This window comes from Oceanisphaera psychrotolerans, from assembly GCF_001870485.1.
GTDB lineage: Bacteria > Pseudomonadota > Gammaproteobacteria > Enterobacterales > Aeromonadaceae > Oceanimonas > Oceanimonas psychrotolerans.
In genome coordinates this window covers 24,720-45,372 of sequence record NZ_MDKE01000055.1, presented here as the reverse complement: position 1 = coordinate 45,372, position 20,653 = coordinate 24,720, and the positions used below count along the sequence as shown (strand labels likewise).

17 protein-coding genes are annotated in these 20,653 nt (G+C 60.2%); 1 reads left to right on the top strand and 16 read right to left on the bottom strand.

What is annotated here, in order from left to right; all coding sequences use genetic code 11:
* Positions 1 to 276 precede the first annotated feature (276 nt).
* The 15 genes from BFR47_RS14600 to ybaK all read right to left on the bottom strand — a co-directional run bounded on the left by BFR47_RS14600 (position 277) and on the right by ybaK (position 17,761).
* Positions 277 to 1,671, bottom strand: coding sequence for an aminotransferase (locus tag BFR47_RS14600; protein WP_071473752.1), 1,395 nt, complete (start codon positions 1,669 to 1,671; stop codon positions 277 to 279).
* A 409-nt stretch (positions 1,672 to 2,080) separates the two neighbouring features.
* Positions 2,081 to 3,505 (bottom strand): APC family permease, encoded by a 1,425-nt coding sequence (locus BFR47_RS14595; protein WP_083399168.1) that lies wholly within the window; start codon positions 3,503 to 3,505, stop codon positions 2,081 to 2,083.
* 86 nt (positions 3,506 to 3,591) lie between these two features.
* Positions 3,592 to 4,767 carry an acetylornithine deacetylase gene (argE, locus tag BFR47_RS14590; RefSeq protein ID WP_071473751.1) on the bottom strand — a complete coding sequence of 392 codons (1,176 nt, stop codon included), beginning with the start codon at positions 4,765 to 4,767 and terminating at the stop codon, positions 3,592 to 3,594.
* Between the two features lie 218 nt (positions 4,768 to 4,985).
* Entirely contained in the window at positions 4,986 to 5,657 is a 672-nt protein-coding gene (locus BFR47_RS14585) for a DUF1028 domain-containing protein (protein WP_071473750.1), read from the bottom strand.
* Positions 5,658 to 5,667: 10 nt separating this feature from the next.
* Positions 5,668 to 6,087: a RidA family protein gene (locus tag BFR47_RS14580; protein WP_071473749.1), complete on the bottom strand. Its 420-nt coding sequence runs from the start codon at positions 6,085 to 6,087 to the stop codon at positions 5,668 to 5,670.
* Positions 6,088 to 6,163: 76 nt separating this feature from the next.
* Entirely contained in the window at positions 6,164 to 7,480 is a 1,317-nt protein-coding gene (locus tag BFR47_RS14575) for a flavin-containing monooxygenase (protein ID WP_071473748.1), read from the bottom strand.
* A 366-nt stretch (positions 7,481 to 7,846) separates the two neighbouring features.
* Positions 7,847 to 8,095 carry a GlsB/YeaQ/YmgE family stress response membrane protein gene (locus BFR47_RS14570; protein WP_071473747.1) on the bottom strand — a complete coding sequence of 83 codons (249 nt, stop codon included), beginning with the start codon at positions 8,093 to 8,095 and terminating at the stop codon, positions 7,847 to 7,849.
* A gap of 255 nt (positions 8,096 to 8,350) precedes the next feature.
* The gene (proX, locus tag BFR47_RS14565; RefSeq protein ID WP_425434017.1) at positions 8,351 to 9,352 is read right to left on the bottom strand and encodes a glycine betaine/L-proline ABC transporter substrate-binding protein ProX; all 1,002 of its coding nucleotides are present in this window, start codon (positions 9,350 to 9,352) and stop codon (positions 8,351 to 8,353) included.
* Between the two features lie 12 nt (positions 9,353 to 9,364).
* Positions 9,365 to 10,486 carry a glycine betaine/L-proline ABC transporter permease ProW gene (gene proW / locus BFR47_RS14560; RefSeq protein ID WP_071473745.1) on the bottom strand — a complete coding sequence of 374 codons (1,122 nt, stop codon included), beginning with the start codon at positions 10,484 to 10,486 and terminating at the stop codon, positions 9,365 to 9,367.
* Complete coding sequence (gene proV / locus BFR47_RS14555) at positions 10,483 to 11,682, bottom strand: glycine betaine/L-proline ABC transporter ATP-binding protein ProV (protein ID WP_071473744.1); 1,200 nt, start codon at positions 11,680 to 11,682, stop codon at positions 10,483 to 10,485. The genes proW and proV overlap by 4 nt, the downstream gene beginning before the upstream one ends.
* Positions 11,683 to 12,073: 391 nt before the next feature.
* Positions 12,074 to 13,156, bottom strand: coding sequence for a DUF1513 domain-containing protein (locus tag BFR47_RS14550; protein ID WP_071473743.1), 1,083 nt, complete (start codon positions 13,154 to 13,156; stop codon positions 12,074 to 12,076).
* Positions 13,156 to 14,190 (bottom strand): imelysin family protein, encoded by a 1,035-nt coding sequence (locus tag BFR47_RS14545; protein WP_071473742.1) that lies wholly within the window; start codon positions 14,188 to 14,190, stop codon positions 13,156 to 13,158. The genes BFR47_RS14550 and BFR47_RS14545 overlap by 1 nt, the downstream gene beginning before the upstream one ends.
* Positions 14,187 to 15,572, bottom strand: a complete 1,386-nt coding sequence (locus BFR47_RS14540) for a di-heme oxidoreductase family protein (protein ID WP_071473741.1) — start codon at positions 15,570 to 15,572, stop codon at positions 14,187 to 14,189. The genes BFR47_RS14545 and BFR47_RS14540 overlap by 4 nt, the downstream gene beginning before the upstream one ends.
* A gap of 309 nt (positions 15,573 to 15,881) precedes the next feature.
* The gene (locus BFR47_RS14535) at positions 15,882 to 17,096 is read right to left on the bottom strand and encodes an imelysin family protein (RefSeq protein ID WP_083399167.1); all 1,215 of its coding nucleotides are present in this window, start codon (positions 17,094 to 17,096) and stop codon (positions 15,882 to 15,884) included.
* Positions 17,097 to 17,299: 203 nt separating this feature from the next.
* The gene (ybaK, locus tag BFR47_RS14530) at positions 17,300 to 17,761 is read right to left on the bottom strand and encodes a Cys-tRNA(Pro) deacylase (protein WP_071473740.1); all 462 of its coding nucleotides are present in this window, start codon (positions 17,759 to 17,761) and stop codon (positions 17,300 to 17,302) included.
* 171 nt (positions 17,762 to 17,932) lie between these two features.
* On the opposite strand from ybaK, the gene BFR47_RS14525 reads away from it, so the two are divergent.
* Entirely contained in the window at positions 17,933 to 18,886 is a 954-nt protein-coding gene (locus BFR47_RS14525) for a bile acid:sodium symporter family protein (protein WP_071473739.1), read from the top strand.
* 112 nt (positions 18,887 to 18,998) lie between these two features.
* Here BFR47_RS14525 and glpT read toward each other — a convergent pair whose 3' ends face one another.
* Positions 18,999 to 20,345: a glycerol-3-phosphate transporter gene (glpT, locus tag BFR47_RS14520; protein WP_071473738.1), complete on the bottom strand. Its 1,347-nt coding sequence runs from the start codon at positions 20,343 to 20,345 to the stop codon at positions 18,999 to 19,001.
* Between the last annotated feature and the right edge of the window lie 308 nt (positions 20,346 to 20,653).

Sequence of the window (20,653 nt, the reverse complement as noted above, 5' to 3'; positions counted from 1 at the left end):
TGGTGTAATAGAGGGGGCTGTACTCCCAGAGTCGAGCGCAGATTGAAAAAGCGTTTGCTGATATCTGGTCGATCCGGGTTGTCTTATGGCTCGATATAAAAGGGAGGAAATGTCTGATTCAGGCTGTCGTACCGGAAGTACGCTTTGCTGGACTCTAGCCAGGTGTATCGGGGGGTGACTCAGCTTTAACTGCTACAGCGCCACTAAATTGACGGGGTTTGACCTTGCGATCAAACCCCGTTGGAACTCAAACCATCATCAATGGACTATTCCGGCTTACAGAAAGCCGTCCCGGCGCAGATCCTCAATGGTGACCTCGATGCTTTCGCGCAGGGTGGCCACCAGAAAGTCGATGTGCTCCTTGGTCAGGGTCAGCGGCGGTGACAGCACGTTCATGTGCGCCAGCGGACGGACGATGAGACCGCGAGCCTGGCAGTGGTCGGCGATACGGTTGCCGACCTTGGCCGCGGGGTCGATCAGCGCCTTGGTTTCCTTGTCGGCTACGTTCTCGATACACATCATGAACTTGCGGCCGCGCACGTCGCCGACGATGGGCAGATCGAGCAGGGTCTTCAGCTGGTTCTCGAAGTAGGCCCCCATGTCGCGAACATGATCACACAGTTGCATGCGCTCCATGATTTCGATGTTCTTCAGACCGGCGGCACAGCTGACCGGGTGACCGGAATAGGTGAAGCCGTGGGTGAAGATGGCACCATCCGCCTGGGGCTTGCTGATCACCTCGTAGATGTCGTCGGAAATAATGGTGGCGCCCAGTGGCAGGTAGCCGGAGGTCAGGCCCTTGGCGCAGGTGATGATGTCGGGCACGAAGTCGAACTCATCCTGAGAGGCGAACATGTGGCCCAGGCGACCGAAGGCGGTAACCACCTCGTCGGATACATAGAGCACACCGTACTTGCGGCACACGTCCAGGGTACGCTTGTGGTAACCCTCGGGCGGCACGATAACGCCACCGGCACCCATGATGGGTTCGGCGAAGAAGGCGGCCACGTTATCCGGGCCCAGTTCCAGGATTTTGTCTTCCAGCTCCTGCACCTTCTGATCACAGAAGTCTTCCAGGCTCTGGCCGGCCGGTCGACGGTAGGGGTTGGGGCAGGAAATGTGGTGCACCAGTTTTTCTTCGATGTCGAAGCCGATATGGTCGAACTTGACGCCGGTGATCGACATGGCCATGTAGGTGCTGCCGTGGTAACCGTCGATACGGGAGATGATCTGCTTCTTGCTCTTCTTGCCGAGCTGGTTGAAGTAGAAGTGGATCATGCGCACTGCGGTGTCGTTGGCAACAGAGCCACCACAGCCGTAGAACACGTGGTTCAAATTGCCCGGGGCCAGCTCCGCCAGTTTGGCTGCCAGTTTGGCCGCAGGCACCGTGGTGTGATGGCCGAAGCAGGAGTAGTAGGGGATCTGGCGCACCTGCTGGGCGATGGCCTCGGCCATCTCCTCGTTGCCGTAACCGATGTTGACGCACCAGAGACCACCGATGCCATCGAGGTAGCGTTTACCGTCGCCGTCGATCACATGCACGTTGTCACTGTCGGCCAGCACCATGGAACCGGTTTCCTTGAAGGTGGAAAAATCGGTCCAGGGGTGAATGTAGTGGTCCTTGTCCTGTTGCCAGACTTGCTGCATGTCACTGTTGGTTGGTTTGGACATTTTCATAGCTCCTTTGAACGTGCCTTGCCGTTGGCGGCTTGTGTCAGACCCCTGCAGGGTCATGGGTCAAGCTGACCCGCGGATTAACAACTTGATGATTCCAATGTTAAGGAATCCTTTTATATTGTTAAAATATATTTTTATCCTCTTCTGTATTAATAAAATCAATCCAGAGTCGAGAAAGTGGTAAGCATTTTTTTAATGGCATGATTTCTGGTTAAAAAAGGGTGATAGATGCTATTTCCTATGTGCTTGTCCGGATGGCGACTTCGGCCTTGTCAGGGAGAAAGGCGGCTTGGGTGAGGCTGGTGGTACCGATGTAACCGGGAGTCAGGCAGAGCATGGCGAACGGCTGACTGCAGGCGTGAAAACGGCGGCCGAAGCCGCCGTTGCAATGACAGGGGTACTGTTATTTTTCGTTCAGCACCTTCTCGATGGGCTCGGGCTCGAACAGTTTCTTCCTCATCACCAGCTTGACCCACAAGATCCCGATGACCGACACGATGCCCAGCACTATGCCGGCGGCACCGAAGATCTGATTACTCAGTTCGGGAGCGGGTGACGCGTAATAGATGGCGTAGAGCATGCCGGCGATGCCGACGATCTGGGGCAGCGGATAGAAGGGAGTCTTGTAAGGGCGTTTCATCTCCGGATAGCGTCTGCGCAGGGCAATCACGTTGATGTGGGTAATGATATAGGCCAGCAGCCAGGCGATGGCGGCGGATATCAGCAGCAGACCGATGGCATCGGGGCTATCGCCCATGATGAACATGGGCAGGCCGGTGACAGCGGCGACAAAAAGCACTGCTACCCAGGGTGTTTTGGTGCCCGAGGACAGGATCTTGAACTGAGGAAAAGCCTGACCGCTCTTTGCCATGCCGTAGAGCATACGGGGAATGGCCGCCAGCGAGGTATTGACGGTGCTGCAGGTGGCGGTAATGGCGGCTACGGCCAGGAAGGTCAGCCCCGCTTCGCCGAAGACGGCCTGGGCAAAGTCGTAATGAGGCAGTGCGGATCCTGCCAGCTCATCCGCAGGGATATAGAAGAGGGCGCCAAGACAGTAGATGGCAATGGTGATGAAAATCACGGTTACGCCAATGGTCATGGAGCGGGGAATGTTGCGTTCCGGATTCTTTGATTCTTCAACCAGGGGGCAGACGAACTCGGCGCCTACATATCCCCAGATGGCCAGTGCGACCAGCGTGATGACTTCGCCGCCCATGGGGTTCCAGCTGCCGGTGAGATCGATACCGGTCGGATGCGGGTTGGCGACGCCGGTAATGGCGGACAGCCCCAGCAGCAGCAATACCACCACCATCACGAAGGCCAGTACCGACTGCAGTTTGGCGAACAGATCGATGCCCATCAGGTTGAGTCCGGTAAAGACGGCCAGCAAACCAAAGCCCAGCGTCATCGGCGGGAAGACTCCGGGGTAGATTTTATCGATGATCATGTCGACCAGCAGCAGCTCGGCCGATAGCGCAAACATGGCCACGACAATGTAGCCGGAGAACACCGACAGGATGGCGGGGAAGTGCCCGATGGACACCTCGGTGTAGCTGCTCAGACTACCGGCGCGGGGGATCATCAGTGACAGTTCGGAAAAGGAACTGACGTAGGTGAGGGCCAGTATGTAACCGATGGCCAGGGGGATGATGAAGCCCAGCCCGGCAATACCGGCACCTTGTAGCATCAACACCATCACCCCCTGGGATACCACCAGGCCGACGGCAACCGCCAGCAGTGAACCCAGACCCAGTGTCCGGCTGAAACCGGTTTTTGCGGTTGTGGCGCCGGCGGTGGCTGCCGGGGCGCAGGTAACATTGTCGGACATAATCCATTAACTCCTTCATGTTGCTTTAGTTGAGCCGTCTTTGCGTCCTTGCGGGAGCAGTGTATCGACGGGTTGGAAGCGTGGGCTTACTCATTTTCCCCATGCGGGGGGCTCAGTTGCTCAATCAGGCGGGCGACAAAGCGCTCGCCCAGTCCGAGCTGGCTGATTTCGATAAACTCGTCGGGTTTATGGCCCTGATCCATGCTGCCGGGACCGCAGACTACCGTGGGCACGCCCAGCACGTTACTGAACAGCCCTCCCTCGGTGCCAAAACCAATGGTATGACAGCCGTCGCTCTCGGCCAGGCGTTGTACAAAGGCCACCACGTCGCTGTCATTGGCGGTGCTGAGGCACGGGTACTCGGTGGTGAGCTCGATGTCGATGCTGCAGTCCGGGGCGGTACGGCGCATTTCGGCCACCAGGGTCTCGGCATAATCGCGAAAGTCAGACAGTAGCCGGTGGGGATCCTCGGCGGCGACATTGCGGATCTCGAACATGAACTCGCAGTGGTTGGGCACGATATTAAGAGCGGTACCACCCTGCATGGTACCGGTGTGTACCGTGGTGTAGGGAATGTCGTACCCCTCTTCGAAAGGCCCCTGGTTGCGTTTCCAGATAGCGAGCTGTTCCAGCCAGCACACCAGACGGGCCGCGTAGTTGATGGCGTTGACGCCAAAGGGGGCCATACCGGAGTGGTACTCTTTGCCGGTCACTGTGACCTTTGCGGCCAGTTTGCCTTTGTGGGCGGTGACCACTTTCATTTCGGTGGGTTCGCCAATGATGCAAAGGGCCGGCTTGATGGGCAGTTCGGCCAGGTTGTCGATCAGTCGCCGTACACCGATGCAGCCGATTTCCTCGTCGTAGGAAAAGGCCAGGTGGATCGGCGTATGCAACGGGGCTTTCACCATGTCGGGCACGGCGGCCAGCACCACGGCGAGAAAGCCTTTCATGTCGGCGGTGCCCCGGCCGTAGCCGCGGTCCTGCTCAAGAGTCAGGCGATAGGGATCGTGGCTCCATTTCTGGCCGGTGACCGGAACCGTATCGGTGTGACCCGACAGCATGATACCGGGTTTGTCGGCCGGACCTATGGTGGAGTAAAGGTTGGCTTTTTGCCCGGCTTCGTCGTGGATAAGATGGCTGTTCACCCCGTGCTCGGCCAGATAATGCTGTACATAGGCCATCAACTCCAGGTTGGAGTTTGCACTGGTTGTGTCGAAGCCGATCAGCTGTTGCAGGATTTCTAGGGTAAGGGGGCTGGCCATGGTCTCTCCTGATTAATTCGGGTCTTGGCTGCCTGCGTGCAGACGGGGTATTGCTGGTGGTTAATGTTATGTAAGCACCATGCATATTAAAAATATTTTTATACTGTGTTTGGGATAGTTAAAGTTTATCCAATGGCCGGCGCCGGCAGCGGAATGAATAGGGGCACCGTGATGGTGCCCGCAGGCATGAGATATTGCCCTGGCTGCCGGACTCCGCCTTACTCGTCTCCCGGTACGCCAAATGAGCCGGCATTGGCCGGATCCCTGGCGCGGGTAATATAGGCCTGCATTTGCGGCTGGTAGTTCTGCCACACCATGCGCAGCTCGGTGATGGGTTCTATATGCCAGTCCACTCGCAGGTTCACGACCGGCCAGCTGGGCTCGGCGCTCATCAGCAGGCCGGCGGAATAGACAGGCCCCAGCTCGCCGCCGGCGGCCAGTCCCGCTTCCAGCGCCTGCAACAGGCGTTCGGCCAGGTGGCCTTTACTCTGTTCAAAGGCGGTGATCATGGCCTGAGGTACGTCGGTGTTGGCCAGCAGATTACCCATGGCCAGGCAGTTTCTGCCCTGGGCCATGGCATGAAGGCCGAGCGCTTGCTCGCCGCTGAAGACGGCGGAGTCACCCTGAGCGTTGAGCACGCCGAGCTGGCGCCATTCCACATGCGGATCTGTGCCGGCCTGAGCCTTGAGTACTTCGTCGGGTGCCACGCCTTCCTGCAGCAGATCCAGCGCCAGCGGCCCCAGTGTCGGGTTGGTGACATTCTGGGTCAGCGCCACCCCCACGCCGCTGCGCACGAAGGCGCACCGGCTGGCCACGGCGATGCTGGAAGAGGTGATGGCACAGCCCATCATGCCGGTATCGGGGCAAACCCCGGCGACGGAAAAGGTCATGTCGGTCTCCTTATGCCTGGTCGTCGGGAATCACGGCGATGACGTCGATTTCCATCAGCCACTCGGGCTGGGCCAGTCCGGCCACCACCAGACCGGTGGAGATGGGGTAAACGCCCTTCAGCCACTTGCCCACTTCCCGGTAAACCGGCTCGCGAAAACGCGGATCCGTGATAAAGGTAGTGGTCTTGACGATGTGGCTCAGGTCGGAGCCGGCTTCTTCCAGTAGCTGTTTGACGTTTTTCATGGCCTGCTCGGCCTGGGCGGCGGGATCTCCCAGCCCGATCAGGTTGCCTTCAAAATCGGTGCCGACCTGACCGCGAACATATACGGTGTTGCCGGCGCGCACGGCCTGGCACAGATCGTTGTCCAGCGTCTGATTGGGGTAGGTTTCCTTGGTGTTGAACATGCGAATGCGGGTATGAGTAGCCATGGGGCGCTCCGATAAATACTGATGGAATAAACGAATCGGGGCCGGCGCTATACCGGCCCGGGTTAACAGGTCGAACTCAGGCGATGCTTTTCTTCTTGGTATCGCGAATATCGCTTACCTTTTCGGCTTCACGCTGGTCGGCGTCCTTGTAAGAGGCGTATTTGCGCTGGGTGGCGATGTGATCCGCAATGTGCTTGGCGTCGTGCCACACACCCCAGATAAAGGTAGAGCCACGGCGGGACAGCCAGGGCAGACCCACGAAATACACACCCGGCTCGGTGGACACGCCACGCTTGTGCTGGGGCTTGCCCTTGTCGTCGAAGGCGTTCACGTCCAGCCAGCTGTAATCGGTGGTAAAACCGGTGGCCCAGATGATGGTGGTGATCCCGGCCTCGGCCAGATCCAGCTCCAGGGTCGGGTTGGTCATGCACTCGGGATCCGGCAGCAGCGTGCGGGCCTGTGGTTCTTCCGGCAAATCCAGGCCGTTGCGGGCAATATAGGCGTCGGCCGCATCCAGCAGTTCCAGGTAGTTGGTGTCGCCATTGCGAATGTTTTCCGCCAGATCTTTTTCAAAGGTGACCTTGCCATTGGCAAAGGTACCGGTGCGACCCACCAGGTTCAGGCCTTGTTTGGCCAGCTTGCGGAAGTCCACGGTGTGGCCGCCCCGGGCGCCGCTGACGGCGATGGTGACGTGCTCGGTGCCCGGCTTCATGGCCTCGGCGTCCCACTCGCCCAGTACGCCCAGCCACCAGCAGAAGTCGCGGTTGCGGTAGGCACGCGGCGGACGGTCGTGCGGACCGACCGACAGGTAAACGGTCTTGCCTGAGCGCTGCAGCTCGTCGGCGATTTGCACGCCGGAGGAGCCAGCTCCCACCACCAGCACGGCGCCTTCGGGTAGCTGCTGCGGGTTGCGGTATTCGGACGAGTGGATCTGATGCAGGCAGTCATCCGTGGGCGCAATGGGCGGTATGGCCGGGTGCTGGAAGGGGCCGGTGGCGGCCACCACACGGTTGGCCTGGATTTCGCCGATGGAGGTGTCCACGGTAAAGCCCGGGCGGTCGGCATTACGAGTGACCTTTTTCACTTCCACGCCAGTGCGAATGGGGGCGTCGAACTTGTCGGCATAGGCTTCGAAATAGGCCGCCACACGATCTTTGGGTGCAAAGGCGTCGTCGTCGAGATCATCGAATTCCAGGCCGGGGAAGCGGTCGTGCCAGGTCGGGCCATTGGCTACCAGAGAGTCCCAGCGCTGGGTACGCCAGCCTTCGGCGATACGGTTACGTTCCAGCACCAGGTGGGGCACACCCAGTTTGGTCAGGTGTTCGCTCATGGCCACGCCGGCCTGACCGGCACCTACTACAAGGGTATCTGTTTCGATTTTTCCAATGGTCATGTCACTGTCCTTCTGGCTGACGGTTTATTTCAGGTCGGTCGTGGGGGCCTCCCTTGCTGGTCATCAGATTAAGCACTGGGGTGATATAGATAAAATATTATTAACATTAGAATGACATTTGAAAAATTTATGCTGAGGCGAAATACGTGCGTATGACGGCCTAAAGGATTTGCCAGTGGGGAGTGGCGGGCAAGGCAAACATGTTTCGGTGTTGCCCACTGAGGGGCGGTCATTGCATCCAGGGCCTGGAGCCGTAGAGAGGTGCGGGGCACAGGGGGGGAATCAGCCCACTACCTCGGTGGAGTGGGCTCTTTGACTACGTGGGGAATATGATTAATCACGAGGAGTCAGATGTTACGAACCGGCTTATTTCCTGAGCAACCGGTAGACGAACAGCAGGGCCAGGGCGCCGATGATGGCGGTGAAGAAACTGCCGAGGTTGAAGCCGGTGACAGAACCAAAGCCGAGGCGGGTGCCGATCCAGCCGCCGACGAAGGCGCCGGCGATACCCAGCAGCATGGTCATGATGATGCCCCCGCCGTCCCGGCCCGGCATCAGCCACTTGGCCAGCATGCCGGCCAGCAACCCGAACACAATCCAGCTCAAAATACCCATGTGATCTTCCTTGTGCCGATGATAAGAGTGGACATGAACCCCGACGAGCGGGGATTCATGTTACTACAGCCTAATGATAGTTGGGCGTCAATCAAGGCCCGGTGATTGTCCCTTCGATAAGCCGGCTACGAGCGCTGTTGTCGAGCCGGTTGATGCCGTCTGTGCTGGTCATGTAGGCGGTGCTGTACCTCTGATCCGCAGACAGCAAAAAGGCCGATGGCAACCGCCACCGGCCTTTTTTATTTATTTTTGTCGTTACTTGGCTGCGTCCATGGCGGCCTGGATCCAGCCGTCGAAGGTGGCCTGGTTGGCCTTGATCCAGCCATTGGTATGCCGTTCGATATCGGCTTCCGAATCTTCGCCGTTCTTCATTCTCAGGTTCTGGGCGCTGATGTCGTTGGAAGACAGCTGCATCACCTCGAACAATTTGGCGGCGGCCGGGTTGGCGTCGGTAAAGGTCTTGTTGGCGACAATGCGCTGGGTGTTGGCCTGGAAACCGTAGTTCTTGCCGTTGGGCAGGGCGGTATCTACATCCTCACGCGCACCGGGCAGGGCGGAAAAGGGCACTTCCAGCCAGATCACGTCCTTGCCGGGCACCAGTTCGCCGCTGACCCAGTAAGGGGTCCAGGTGTAGTAGAGCACGGGGTTACCGGCCTTGTAGCGGGTCAGGGTGTCGGCGATGATGGCCGAGTAGGCACCCTGGTTGTGGGTCACGGTATCGCGCAGGCCATAGGCATCCATATGATGCTCAATCACCTTCTCGCAGCCCCAGCCCGGGGTACAGCCGGTCAAATCGGCCTTGCCGTCGTCATTGACGTCGAACAGGCTGGCGATCTTGGGATCCTTGAGCTGGCCGATATTGGTGATGCCGTACTGGTCGGCGGTGCGTTTGTCTATCAGGTAACCCTGGAGGGCGCCGGTGGAGTAGACGCCCTGGCGGTACAGCTTGGCCTCGCCGCCGGCGGCTTCATAGAAGTCGACATGAATGGGATCCCAATGATCCGCCATAAAGGTGGCATCGCCGTTGGCCAGGGCGATATGGCCGGCGGCATATTCCACTTCCTGGATATCCTTGACCGTGTAGCCGAGTTTTTCCAGGCCTTTCATGACCAGCAGGGTCTGAAAGGTTTCTTCGGCAATGGAGCTTTTCAGCGGTTGCACTGCGATGCCTTCGCCCGGCAGGGCGGCGAAGGTATTGAGACTCAGGGTGGTGGCCAGCAGGCCGGCCGATACAGCGGTTGTGTACTTCATGGTGATGCTCCTTGTCGATTATTCCTTGTTGCCCAGCAGGCGATAAAACACGCCGGCCGGACCGGTTTCATACCAGTGACGGATGCCCCGGCTGCGGTTGTCCTGCCCCATGGACTGGGTCAGCCGGTCGAGGATGATGGCCATCAGCACTATGCCCAGGCCTCCGACCGTGGCCAGGCCCATGTCGAGCCGGCCGATGCCGCGCAGCACCATCTGACCCAGACCGCCGACCGCAATCATGGAGGCGATGACCACCATCGACAGGGCCAGCATCAGGGTCTGGTTGATACCCGCCATGATGGTCGGCATGGCCAGGGGCAACTGTACCTTGAACAGCAACTGGGCCGGGCTGGCGCCGAAGGAGCGGGTGGCTTCCACCAGATCTTCCGGAACCTGTCGGATGCCCAGGCTGGTCAGCCGGATCAGCGGCGGCAGGGCGAAGATGATGGTCACCACCACCCCGGGCACATTGCCGATACCGAACAGCATGACGATGGGGACCAGGTAGACGAAGGCGGGGGTGGTCTGCATGGCGTCCAGTACCGGCCGCAGCATGCTCTGGGCCCGGTTGCTGTACCCGAGCCAGATACCCATTGGCAGGCCGATCAGCACGCAGAACACCACCGAGGTCAGTACCAGTGACAGGGTGATCATGGCCTCGTTCCAGGCGCCGATGGCGCCGATGCAGATCAGCGACAACAGGCTGCCCAGACCCAGGCGCCAGCCGGAAACCTGCCAGGCCAGCAGGGCCACCAGCAGGATCAGCAGGGGGGCGGGGATAAACAGCAGGCTTTGTTCTACTCCGGTCAGAATGGTATCAATCGGTGCCCTCACCGCCTGGAAGCCGCTGCGGAAGTTTTCCACCACCCAGTCCAGGCCCTGTTCCACCCAGATATCGAGGGGGATCCAGGCATCCTGAAAGGGGTGCAACCAGTCAAAACTCGCCTGCTCCACGGGTTCTGCGGGGGCGGCGTCGAGCCAGCTGCTGCCGCCGTCGTCACCGGTCGTGCCGGTGTCCCAGGGGTTATCATCGGCGGGTGTTTCAGGGGGAGAGCTTTCCCAGGGATTATCGCTGGCGGGTGTTGCCGGGCTCTCGGTTTCTGTCGTGGCCCAGGGATCTGTGTTCTGTTCTTCGCTCATACGGATGTCTCTCCTTCCCGATCCAGTGTTTCCAGCAGCGCCGCCTTGGTGATCACGCCGAGGTAGATACCTTGCTCATTCACCACGGGCACGCCACAGGGCGTCTGGGCGACCGTGCCCAGCAGTTCGCCCAGGGGGGTCTTGGCCTCGACCGGCTGAACCTGCTGGAGCATGGCCGTATTCATCGAGGCGCCGTCCTTTTCGGCCCTGGCAAGGGAGTCGATCGATACGGTACCGAGATAGCGGCGCTCCCGGTCGAGTACGTAGGCGTAGTCTCTGTCCTGATCGCGCATGCGTTGCAGGGCAATGCGGATACCGCCTTCGCCTTTCTGGATCAGGGTGACCTGGCGGCGGCTGGCGACGTCCTTGGCGGTAAAGACCCGGGCCACATCGACACCGCGAAAGAAGCTGCGCACATAGTCGTTGGCGGGGTTGTGCAGTATCTCGTCCGGGGTGCCAATCTGTACCACCACCCCATCCTGCATGATGGCGATACGGTCGCCGATGCGCATGGCTTCGTCCAGATCGTGGGAGATAAACACTATGGTGCGCTTGTCACGGGCCTGCAGCTGGATCAGTTCATCCTGCATCTCGGTACGGATCAGCGGGTCCAGGGCGGAAAAGGCTTCGTCCATCAGCAGCACGTCCGGATCCACCGCCAGCGCCCGGGCCAGACCGACCCGCTGTTGCATGCCGCCGGAGAGCTGATCGGGGTAGGAATGTTCATGGGCGGAGAGGCCGACCCGTTCCAGTGCCTGGCGGGCCCGTTGATGGCGCTCGTCGCGGCTCATTCCATCCAGCTCCAGACCGAAGGCCACGTTGTCCTGAATGTTGAGATGAGGCATCAGCGCAAACGACTGAAACACCATGCTGATTTTCTTGCGCCGGGCCCGGCGCAGTGAGGCGTTGTCCATGCTGGCGATGTCTTCACCGTCCAGATAGACATGACCCCGGGTGGGTTCGATCAGTCGATTGAGCAGGCGCACCAGTGTGGATTTGCCCGAGCCGGACAGGCCCATGATCACGAAGATCTCGCCGGCATGGATGTCGAAACTGGCGTCTTTTACCGCTATGGTCAGCCCGGTCTGGCGGAACACCTCATCCTTGTCTATCCCCTGCTCCAGCAGTGGGAAGGCCTGTTCTGGCTGGTCACCGAAAACCTTGTAGAGGTTGGCGACAGAGAGTTTGGCTTTCATATCCTTGAGCCACCTTGTTGTGCTTGGGAAGTTGCTTCGCTGTCTAAGTAATTGATATTACTATGCACCAGTTTTCATTGTCGGCACAAGTGGGTTATGGGACCAATGGTGAAATAACGGTCTCCTATGGTGGTTTTTTCGCCTTTATTCTGGTGTGAGCTGCCGAGGCAATGAGCGGGAGTGAAAGCAGGGTAGTTACAGCTCGATGCAATATGCCGGCCGGCGGTATGGGCATGATGATGGCGGTATCACCTCCGGCCATTCGGGCGGTATACCGACCGTTGCGTCCGGCGTCATCGGGTCGGAAATCCCTGGGTCGGGTTCCTGTTCCTTGGGGGGAGCATGACAGAGCATAGTGCACCCGGGGCCCCGGGTGCATGGACCAGAAAAATTATGATGATGCCTCGATCAGGGACCAGTGATTGTCCCATGACCAGGGGGAGTAGATGCGTCGCTCCTGCCCCGCCGGATCGAGCCGACTGATGCCGCCCTGGCCGCTGCCCAGCCAGATATTTTCGTCTTTGACCGCGGCGCCGGAGGCGTCGGGCAGCGGCGCTATCCGTATCAGCTCACCACTGTGGCGATGCCAGAGACCGTAACAGTTGCCGGGCGGCGAGGTGGCGGCGATCAGGGTATCGGTCACGGCGATGCTGGCGATGTAGTGATGAAAGCGCGCCCAGTCCAGTTGGGTGCCGCCGAGTGGTTGCAGCGGTTGCCCGGGGCGGTGACGCACCACCAGCGGTGGGTAGTCGTCCGGCTCGCCCCGGTATTGCTGGCCGGTGAACACTTCGCCGTCGCGGGTGACCGCCAGATGGCGAATCGACAGCTGTCGGTCCTGCAGGGTGGTTTGCTCCAGCAGCTCGCCGGTGGTGGCATCGAGATAGCTCAGGCTGGGCGCCATGGTATCCAGGTTGAGCGGCTCCCGCCCTTGGGTATGGACACCGCCGACCCCCACCACCAGGTTGCCGTTCGGCAGCAGGCGGATCTCGTGCGGACCGGTGCCGAAGCCCCGGTATTCCGCCACTTTTTCCAGCCGGCCGGCAGTCAGCTCATAGACGCCGATGATGCCTTCGCTGGTGTCGCCGACGCCTTCGGTGGTGAACAGCCGCTGGCCGTCGGGGCTGAACACGCCGTGGCCGTAGTAGTGACGATGGGGATCGGCCAGGCGTAGTTGCTGCTGTTCACCGGTCTGATGATCGAACAGGCAGAGAAAGTGGCCGGGGCGGCGGGCATGACAGACCGCCAGCGGCAGATGAGGATGCACCGCCATGCCGTGTCCCCGTTCGGGCAACGGCAGCTCATAACGCAGGCTGCCGTCCAGGTTGAGTGCCTGCACCACGTAGCGGTTTTGTCCACGACGACCGCCGCCGATCAGGTAGTGCTGCGAGCTGCGGGGCAGGGCACAACCGGCCAGTCCCAGGCTGCACAATACGCCGGCGGCGGACAGGCCTTTCAGAAACTGGCGTCGTTGCATCAGTCGCCGTCCGTGGAGTTGAAACCGAGGTTCAGGCCCAGTTCGGTGGGCAGGTGTTGTTTCAGCTGGTAACCCAGTTGATCGAACGACAGCTTGAAGCGCAGCAGGGCAGCGTAACGATCCCCTTCCAGCCAGTAGCCCAGGCTGTCGCCTTCGGGCAGGTGCTTGAGCGTGTCGGCAAAGGCCTGATCCAGCGCGTCGATAACGGGGGCATGACTCGGATCCTGTTGCAGATAGGCGCGAATACCACCGCTCCGGTATTCCTGCTCCAGCGAACTCAGGCTGGTGCGCAGAAAGTGCAGCGACTGGCCGCTGCGCCAGGCCTCGGCAAACAGCGGCCGCGGATGTTCGACGGTGTTCAGTGGCAACAGCAGTTTCTTTTCGATGCGATCGTAACGGTGAGCGAGCTGACCGAGAACCTGGGTCAGCAGGGCGGTGGCGCCACCCTGCTGTTGCATCTGCGTCAGTTGCTGCTGGTAACCGTTGGCATCATGCCAGGCGGCACTCAGCTGCCGGCCATTCGCCGCCAGTCGGGCACCGATTTCCGGCAGCAGCAGGCAGCGCTGACCGGCTGCGAGATCGCTTTCGAGCAGATACTCCATGGCGCCCAAGGTGGTGGTCGCGCCCTGATACTGGACGGGCTTGCCCTGTTCGGCGGCGGTCAGCTGTCGTTGCAGCTGCTTGCCGGTGGTGTCTTTCTTGTCGGGCCAGAACTGAAAGGCGAAGCTCAGTCCTTCCGCATCCAGCGGGCCGCCGCTCTGGCCCTGATGGGCACTCCAGGCCGCGAAGCTGCTGCGCCAGTGCTGCCTGAATTCGGCCAGTGCCGCCTGTTCTGTGTCCGACGATGATGGCTGGCAATAATCGGCGCCGGCCTGCTCCAGTTGCTGCAGCTCGGTGGCCAGACTGTCTGCCTGCTGGCGCATGAAGGTCAGGTGATGATCGGTCAGCGCCTGCAGGGCGGGGTCGGCCGGTGGTTGACTCTGGCAGGCGGTGAGGGTGCCGAGTGCCGCGAGCACTAACAGGGATTGCTTCATAGGGACTCCAGAAAGGCGATAAGCTGGGCACGTTCTTCGGTGCTCATGGTGATGACGCTTTGTTTGGCGGCTTCGGCTTCGCCGCCGTGCCAGAGAATGGCTTCCAGCAGGGTGCGGGCCCGGCCGTCATGCAGGTAATGGGCCTCGCTGCCGGCGACTTCGCTGGCATAACCCAGGCCCCATAGCGGTGGCGTGCGCCATTCGCGGCCGCTGGCTTCAAACTCGGGTCGGTTGTCGGCCAGCCCTTCGCCCATGTCGTGCAGCAGCAGGTCGGTATAGGGATAGATGGTCTGGTGACTCAGGGCCGGACTCTGGTGCTCGCCGGTGGTGTAGGACGGGGTATGACAGCCGCTGCAGCCCAGCGCCAGAAACAGCTGCTGGCCGGCCATCACGTCGGGATTATCCAGATGACGGCGGGCAGGGACCGCCAGATGCTGGCTGTAGAAGGTGACCGAGTCCATGATGTCATCGCTGACTTCCCGCTCGCCGCCATCGGGATAGCGGTCGCAGCCCTGAGTCCGGGTGCAGTCGTCGGCAGGAAACAGCGAGGAACTCAGTCCCATGTCGCCGGCAAAGGCACTGGCATTCTGCTGGCGCAGGCCGGGCTGACCGGCTTTCCAGCCGAAGCGGCCGACGACGGTATTCTGGGTCGTGATGTCCCACACCCGGTTGGCGCGACCGCTGATGCCATCGCCGTTGCTGTCTTGCGGATCTTCGCGCACCAGCAGATCGATGTCATCGATGGCTTCCAGCAGCCCCAGGCCAATCATGGGCGGCGCTATGCGGGACGAAAACAGGGTATTCGGGTGCAGCTCGCCGTAGCCGAGATCGGTCACCGTCAGTTGTGGCTGGCGCAGTTCCACTCTGGTGCCGTCGCTCAGGGTGACGTTGTGGCTCTGATAGTCGAGTCGTACCTTGCCCTCGGGGCGGGCGCCGGGAATGGCCATGTCCTGCAGCTGGCCGCCATAGGTGGGCTCATTGATGACACCGTGCACGCGCAGCCATTCCTGCTGTTCGGGGCTGCCGTCGGCCGGGATAGACAACCGCACCAGCATGCTGACCGCGTTGTCGTCGGCAAACTGCGGCGGGTGGCCGCGACCGTCTTTGATGTGACAGCTCTGGCAGGCGTTGGTGTTGAACAGGGGGCCCAGGCCATCGCGGGCGTCGGTGGTGGCGGGGGCCATCACCCAGGGATTGCGGAAGAAGCTGTTGCCGACCGAGAAATCCAGTCGTTTTTCAAAACTGAGGTTGGCGGCGGGCATGGAATAGGCGTTGGCACCGGTCTTGTCGGTGGTGGTGTCGCCACCGGGTTTGGCCGGGTTGGCCTGTGCGTTCAGCGCCAGGCTGGCGCCGAGCAGCAAGCTGCCGAGTCGAAGAAGCATGGAGACTCCAGAGTAAAGGCATACCTTGCTCATCAGATCGTTTGACCGCGTGGAATACTCGGCCAAAGGGCCAGCGCCACCGACACGCTGTGAATACTTCCATGTACGCTCTCCGTTTCATCCCTGAAACGAAAGGTCGGTGGCGCTGGCCCTTTGGCCTCTTGTTGGCACGGGTGCCGTCTGTTATTCGTCGCCTGAAGTTCTGTTTACAGTCTGATGCTCAAGGTGTGCTGTCGAGGGGAGGTGTCGGCACCGTGGCCCCGCCCTCCCGCTACGTTGTTATTGATACTTGTTATTGAAATTTTCGTGTTAGAACTCAGACTCGTGATCGGCGGTGTCCGGGCTCAGGTTGTTGATGCCGATGGTGTTGGCGGCCAGCTCGATGGCACGGGTCTGCTCGACCAGACCGTCGATGGCATCCTGCACCAGCTGGTTACCGGCCGGGTTGTCGGCGGCGATCAGCTGATCGAAATGTACCTTGTTAAGCTCGGCAGACTCCACCAGACGGTAGACGCCCTGCTCGCTCTTGCGCATCTGTACGCCTATCTTCCTGGCGGCATCCGCATCCTGCTGGGCCACCAGTTGCAGCAGCGAGGGACCTTGCAGGGTCGAGCCATCGATGCGCTGATATTCACCGAACATCAGGTTAACGATGCCTTTTTCGTTGTAGTAATGAGAGTGGTGGGTGTTGTCGGAGAAGCAGTCATGCTCGTCTTCCACCGAGTTGGCGACCAGCGCGACCTTCATCCGTTCGCCGGCCAGCTCGCCCAGCGACAGGGAGCCCATGCCGAACAGCATGCGACGCAGGCCTTCTTCGGCGGGCAGGGCGGTCAGCTCGGCACGATAGTTGCCGGTCTGGCCTGACTGCCACTGGCTGCTCATCCAGCCCAGATCGCTTATTAGCAACTGACTGGCGGCCTGCAGGTAATCACGGCGACGATCGCAGTTGCCGTTGGTGCAGTCGGCACCCAGCGCATAGTCGGTATAGGAACGCTCGCCCGCACCGGCGTTGGTACCGTGCAGATCCTGACCCCAGAGCAGAAACTCGATGGCATGATAGCCGGAGGCCACGTTGGCCTCGGAGCCCGCCAGTTCATTCAGGCTGGCCAGCAGTTCGGGAGTGATGTCGCTGACATCCAGCTGCTCGCCGCCGACCTGCAACACCTTGTTGGCGATGATGTTGGCGGTGGCGCCGTCGTTACCCAGCTCGTGCTGGTAGTCTGCCGCCACATAGTCGATCAGGCCTTCATCCAGCGGCCAGGCGTTGAGCTGGCCTTCCCACTCGTCCACCACCGGGTTGGCGAAGCGGAAGGTTTCCGACTGCTGATAGGGTACCCGGGCCGCTTTCCAGGCGGTGCGGGCCTGAGCCAGGGTCTGCTCGCTGGGGTTGGCCAGCAACTGCTTGATGGCCACATCCAGCTGCTCGGCAGCGGTCAGGGAGTCGGCGTACACCGCATGGGCGATGTCGGCGTAGTGCTCGACACTTGCTGCTGGCTGACGGCGGGGGTATGGGTCTGGGCGCAACCGCTCAGCAGGGCGCCGATGGCGGCGGCGAGCACGAGTTTCGGGTAAGGCATCCGGATATCCTTATGACTATGCGTGTGAGAATCGTTTGTATTAACGGTCGGGATAGTAGCGTTTTTCGGCAACTAGCCGCAAGAAATAGCAGAAAAAATGTCTGGTTTCGGATGAGCGGCGGTCATGTTGTCCGCCTCTCGTCTCACGCCTCACTCGGCAATATCCGCCATCACGGCGCCCAGCAGGGTCTGCAGGTCGTCGGCGGCGATACCGACCGATAATCCGCGTTTGCCACCGGACACCAGCACGAAGGGATGCTGCCGGGCCGAGGCGTCCAGCACGGTGGGCAGCCGCTTCTTCTGGGCGAAGGGACTGATGCCGCCTACCTTGTAACCGGTCAGGCGTTCCGCCTTGGCCGGCGGCATCATGTCGAGCTTTTTCACCCCGGCGGCTTTGGCCAGCCGCTTGAGGTTGACCTTGCCGGAAGCCGGCACCAGCGCCACCACCACCCCTTGCTCGCCTTCGGTCAGCAGGGTCTTGAACACCTGCTCCAGCGGCACCCGCAATTGTTCGGCCGCATGGGCACCGAAGTCATCCAGGGCGGTGCATTCATACTGGTGCTGAGTAAAGGCGGCTTTTTGTTTTTCCAGAAACACAATGGCGGGAGTCATAAAGAAGTCCGAAAGAATAATGAAGGTACCCTATGGTTCGATTATGCCTATTTTATCGGATGATTGAATCCGCGATGGTGGCCTCGCTTGTGACCGACCGCCGCTTTATGTTAACAAGGACCCTTTCGTTATCCGTTCCGGATGACGCCACTTTAATCAGAGAGAAATATCATGCTGGCCCTGGTCACTCAGTTATTCCCGTTGTGGGCGTTGTTATTGTCGGTTCTGGCCTTTGTCCAGCCAGAGTTGTTTGTCGGGATCAAGGGGCAGATAGTACCGCTGCTGACGATCATCATGCTGTGTATGGGACTGACCCTGAGTTTCAGGGATTTTCGCAACGTGCTGGCCAGCAGAAAGGCCTTGCTGGTCGGCGTGGTGCTGCAGTTTTCCGTGATGCCGCTGGTGGCCCTGCTGATTGCGACCCTGTTCGGCTTCGATGCCGAGCTGACCGTGGGCATGCTGCTGGTGGGCAGCGTGGCTGGCGGGACCTCCTCCAATGTGATGTGTTATCTGGCCAAGGGGGATACGGCGCTGTCGATATCGATGACGGCCATCTCCACCTTGCTGGGCGTGGTGCTCACCCCGGTACTGGTGGCGCTGCTGGTGGGACAAAGCGTTGATGTGCCGGTGCAGTCCATGCTCATCAGTCTGCTGCAGGTGGTGGTGGCGCCGGTATTGCTGGGGGTGGTCATCAATTACCTGGCCGGCGATTTGATCCGGAAACTGGAGCCGGTGCTGCCGTTATTCTCCATGGCCGCCATCGTGCTGATCATCGCCATCGTGGTGGCACTGAATGCGGACAATATCGCTCATATCGGCGGTATCGTGGCACTGGCGGTGGTGCTGCACAACAGCTGTGGTCTGTTGCTGGGCTATGGGATTACCGCCCTGATGGGCTTCGACAAGAAAGTCTGCCGGACCATCGCCTTCGAAGTGGGGCTGCAAAACTCCGGCCTGGCGGCGGCACTGGCGATGAAGTTCTTCACCCCGACGGCGGCCTTGCCCGGCACCCTGTTCAGCGTATGGCACAACATTTCCGGTTCCCTGCTGGCTGGCTACTGGGCCAAGAAGCCATTGTCGGCCTCTGCTAGCGGTGAGACGGTGAAGGTGGAGCCGAGCGCCTGATCCGGCGTTGGCCCTTGATAGCAAAGGCCCCCGCAACAGTGCTGTTGCGGGGGCCTTTTGATGGGAACGGGACCGGTTTCACTACCGGTGGCGTTGTGGCCCGGTTGAAGTATCAGGCCTCTTGCAACTGAGCGGCCTTGCTATTGCCATGACGCAGGCTCAGGGCAAGGAACAGGATGGCACCCAGGCAGGAACCGACCAGCAGGGTGAAACCACCGTCCCAGCCGTGATTGTCGACGGTAAAGCCGAGTACGGCGCTGGCCGACACCGAACCGCCCAGGTAACCGAACAGACCGGTGAAACCGGCGGCGGTGCCGGCGGCTTTCTTGGGCACCAGCTCCAGGGCGTGCAGGCCAATCAGCATGACGGGGCCGTAGATCAGGAAGCCGATGGCGACCAGGGCTGCCATGTCCACGGTCGGGTTACCGGCCGGGTTGAACCAATACACCAGAGTGGCCACGGTAACCAGCGCCATGAAGAAGATGCCGGTCGCGCCCCGGTTACCCCGGAAAATCTTGTCTGACATCCAGCCACACAGCAGGGTGCCGGGAATGCCTGCCCACTCGTAGAGAAAGTAGGCCCAGGAAGATTCATCGACCGTGAAGTCCTTGACCTCCTTCAGGTAGGTCGGTGCCCAGTCCAGTATTCCGTAGCGCAGCAGGTAAACGAACACGTTCGCCAGGGCAATAAACCACAGCATCTTGTTGGGCAGTATGTAGCGAGTGAAGATTTCCTTTGCGGTCAGCTCCTGCTCATGCCGGGCGTCGTAGTTCTCGGGGTAATCGTTCTTGTGTTCTTCGATGCTGGGCAGGCCACAGGACTGAGGGGTATCCCGCATCAGGAAGAAGACGATGACGGCCACGGCGGCGGCGACGGCGGCCGGTACATAGAAGGCGGTATGCCAGTCGTTGAACCAGCCCATGCCAAGAATAAACAGCGGGCCAATCAGGCCGCCACCCACGTTATGGGCAACGTTCCATACGGAGACGATTTCTCCTCGTTCCTTCTGCGACCACCAATGCACCATGGTGCGACCACAGGGCGGCCAGCCCATGCCCTGTACCCAGCCGTTCAGGAACAGCAGGACGAACATGATGGTGACACTGGACGTGGCCCAGTCACTGAAGCCAAACAGGAACATGATGCCGGCCGACATCAGCAGACCCGCACTGAGGAAATACCTGGGGTTGGAGCGGTCCGATACCGAACCCATCAGAAATTTGGAGATGCCATAGGCGATGGCGACACCGGACATGGCCAGACCCAGCTCTCCCCGCGAGTATCCCTGCTCTACCAGATAGGGAATGGCGAGGGAGAAATTCTTGCGTACCAGATAGTAGCCGGCATAACCGAAGAAGATACCGAGAAAAATCTGCCAGCGTAAACGCTTGTAGGTACTGTCTACCTCATCTGCGGGGAGCCGGGCGGTGTGCGCCGCCGGGGCAAAAAAACTGAACATAATGTTGATCCTGAGACAATTCGGGTTGAATGTCGGATATCGAGCACCGACGAATGGTTAAACGCGCGCATTTAAGCTCGAATCGGTGCGTCTTTCACTGTTTTTAGTGTGATTAAGGTCACATCTAGGGTGTTTTCTGGATTTTTTATTCTTTCGTGCTCGAGAGTGAACGCCTTGTTGAGCGTTTTGGCTGAGGCGGGTTGGCAGCCGGTATTGGCGGGAGCATGTGCCGGCGGCAGATCATCGGGGTATTGGGTCGATCAAAAACCGCCGAAGGAGGTGACTCCTTCGGCGGTGGTGATTACAGC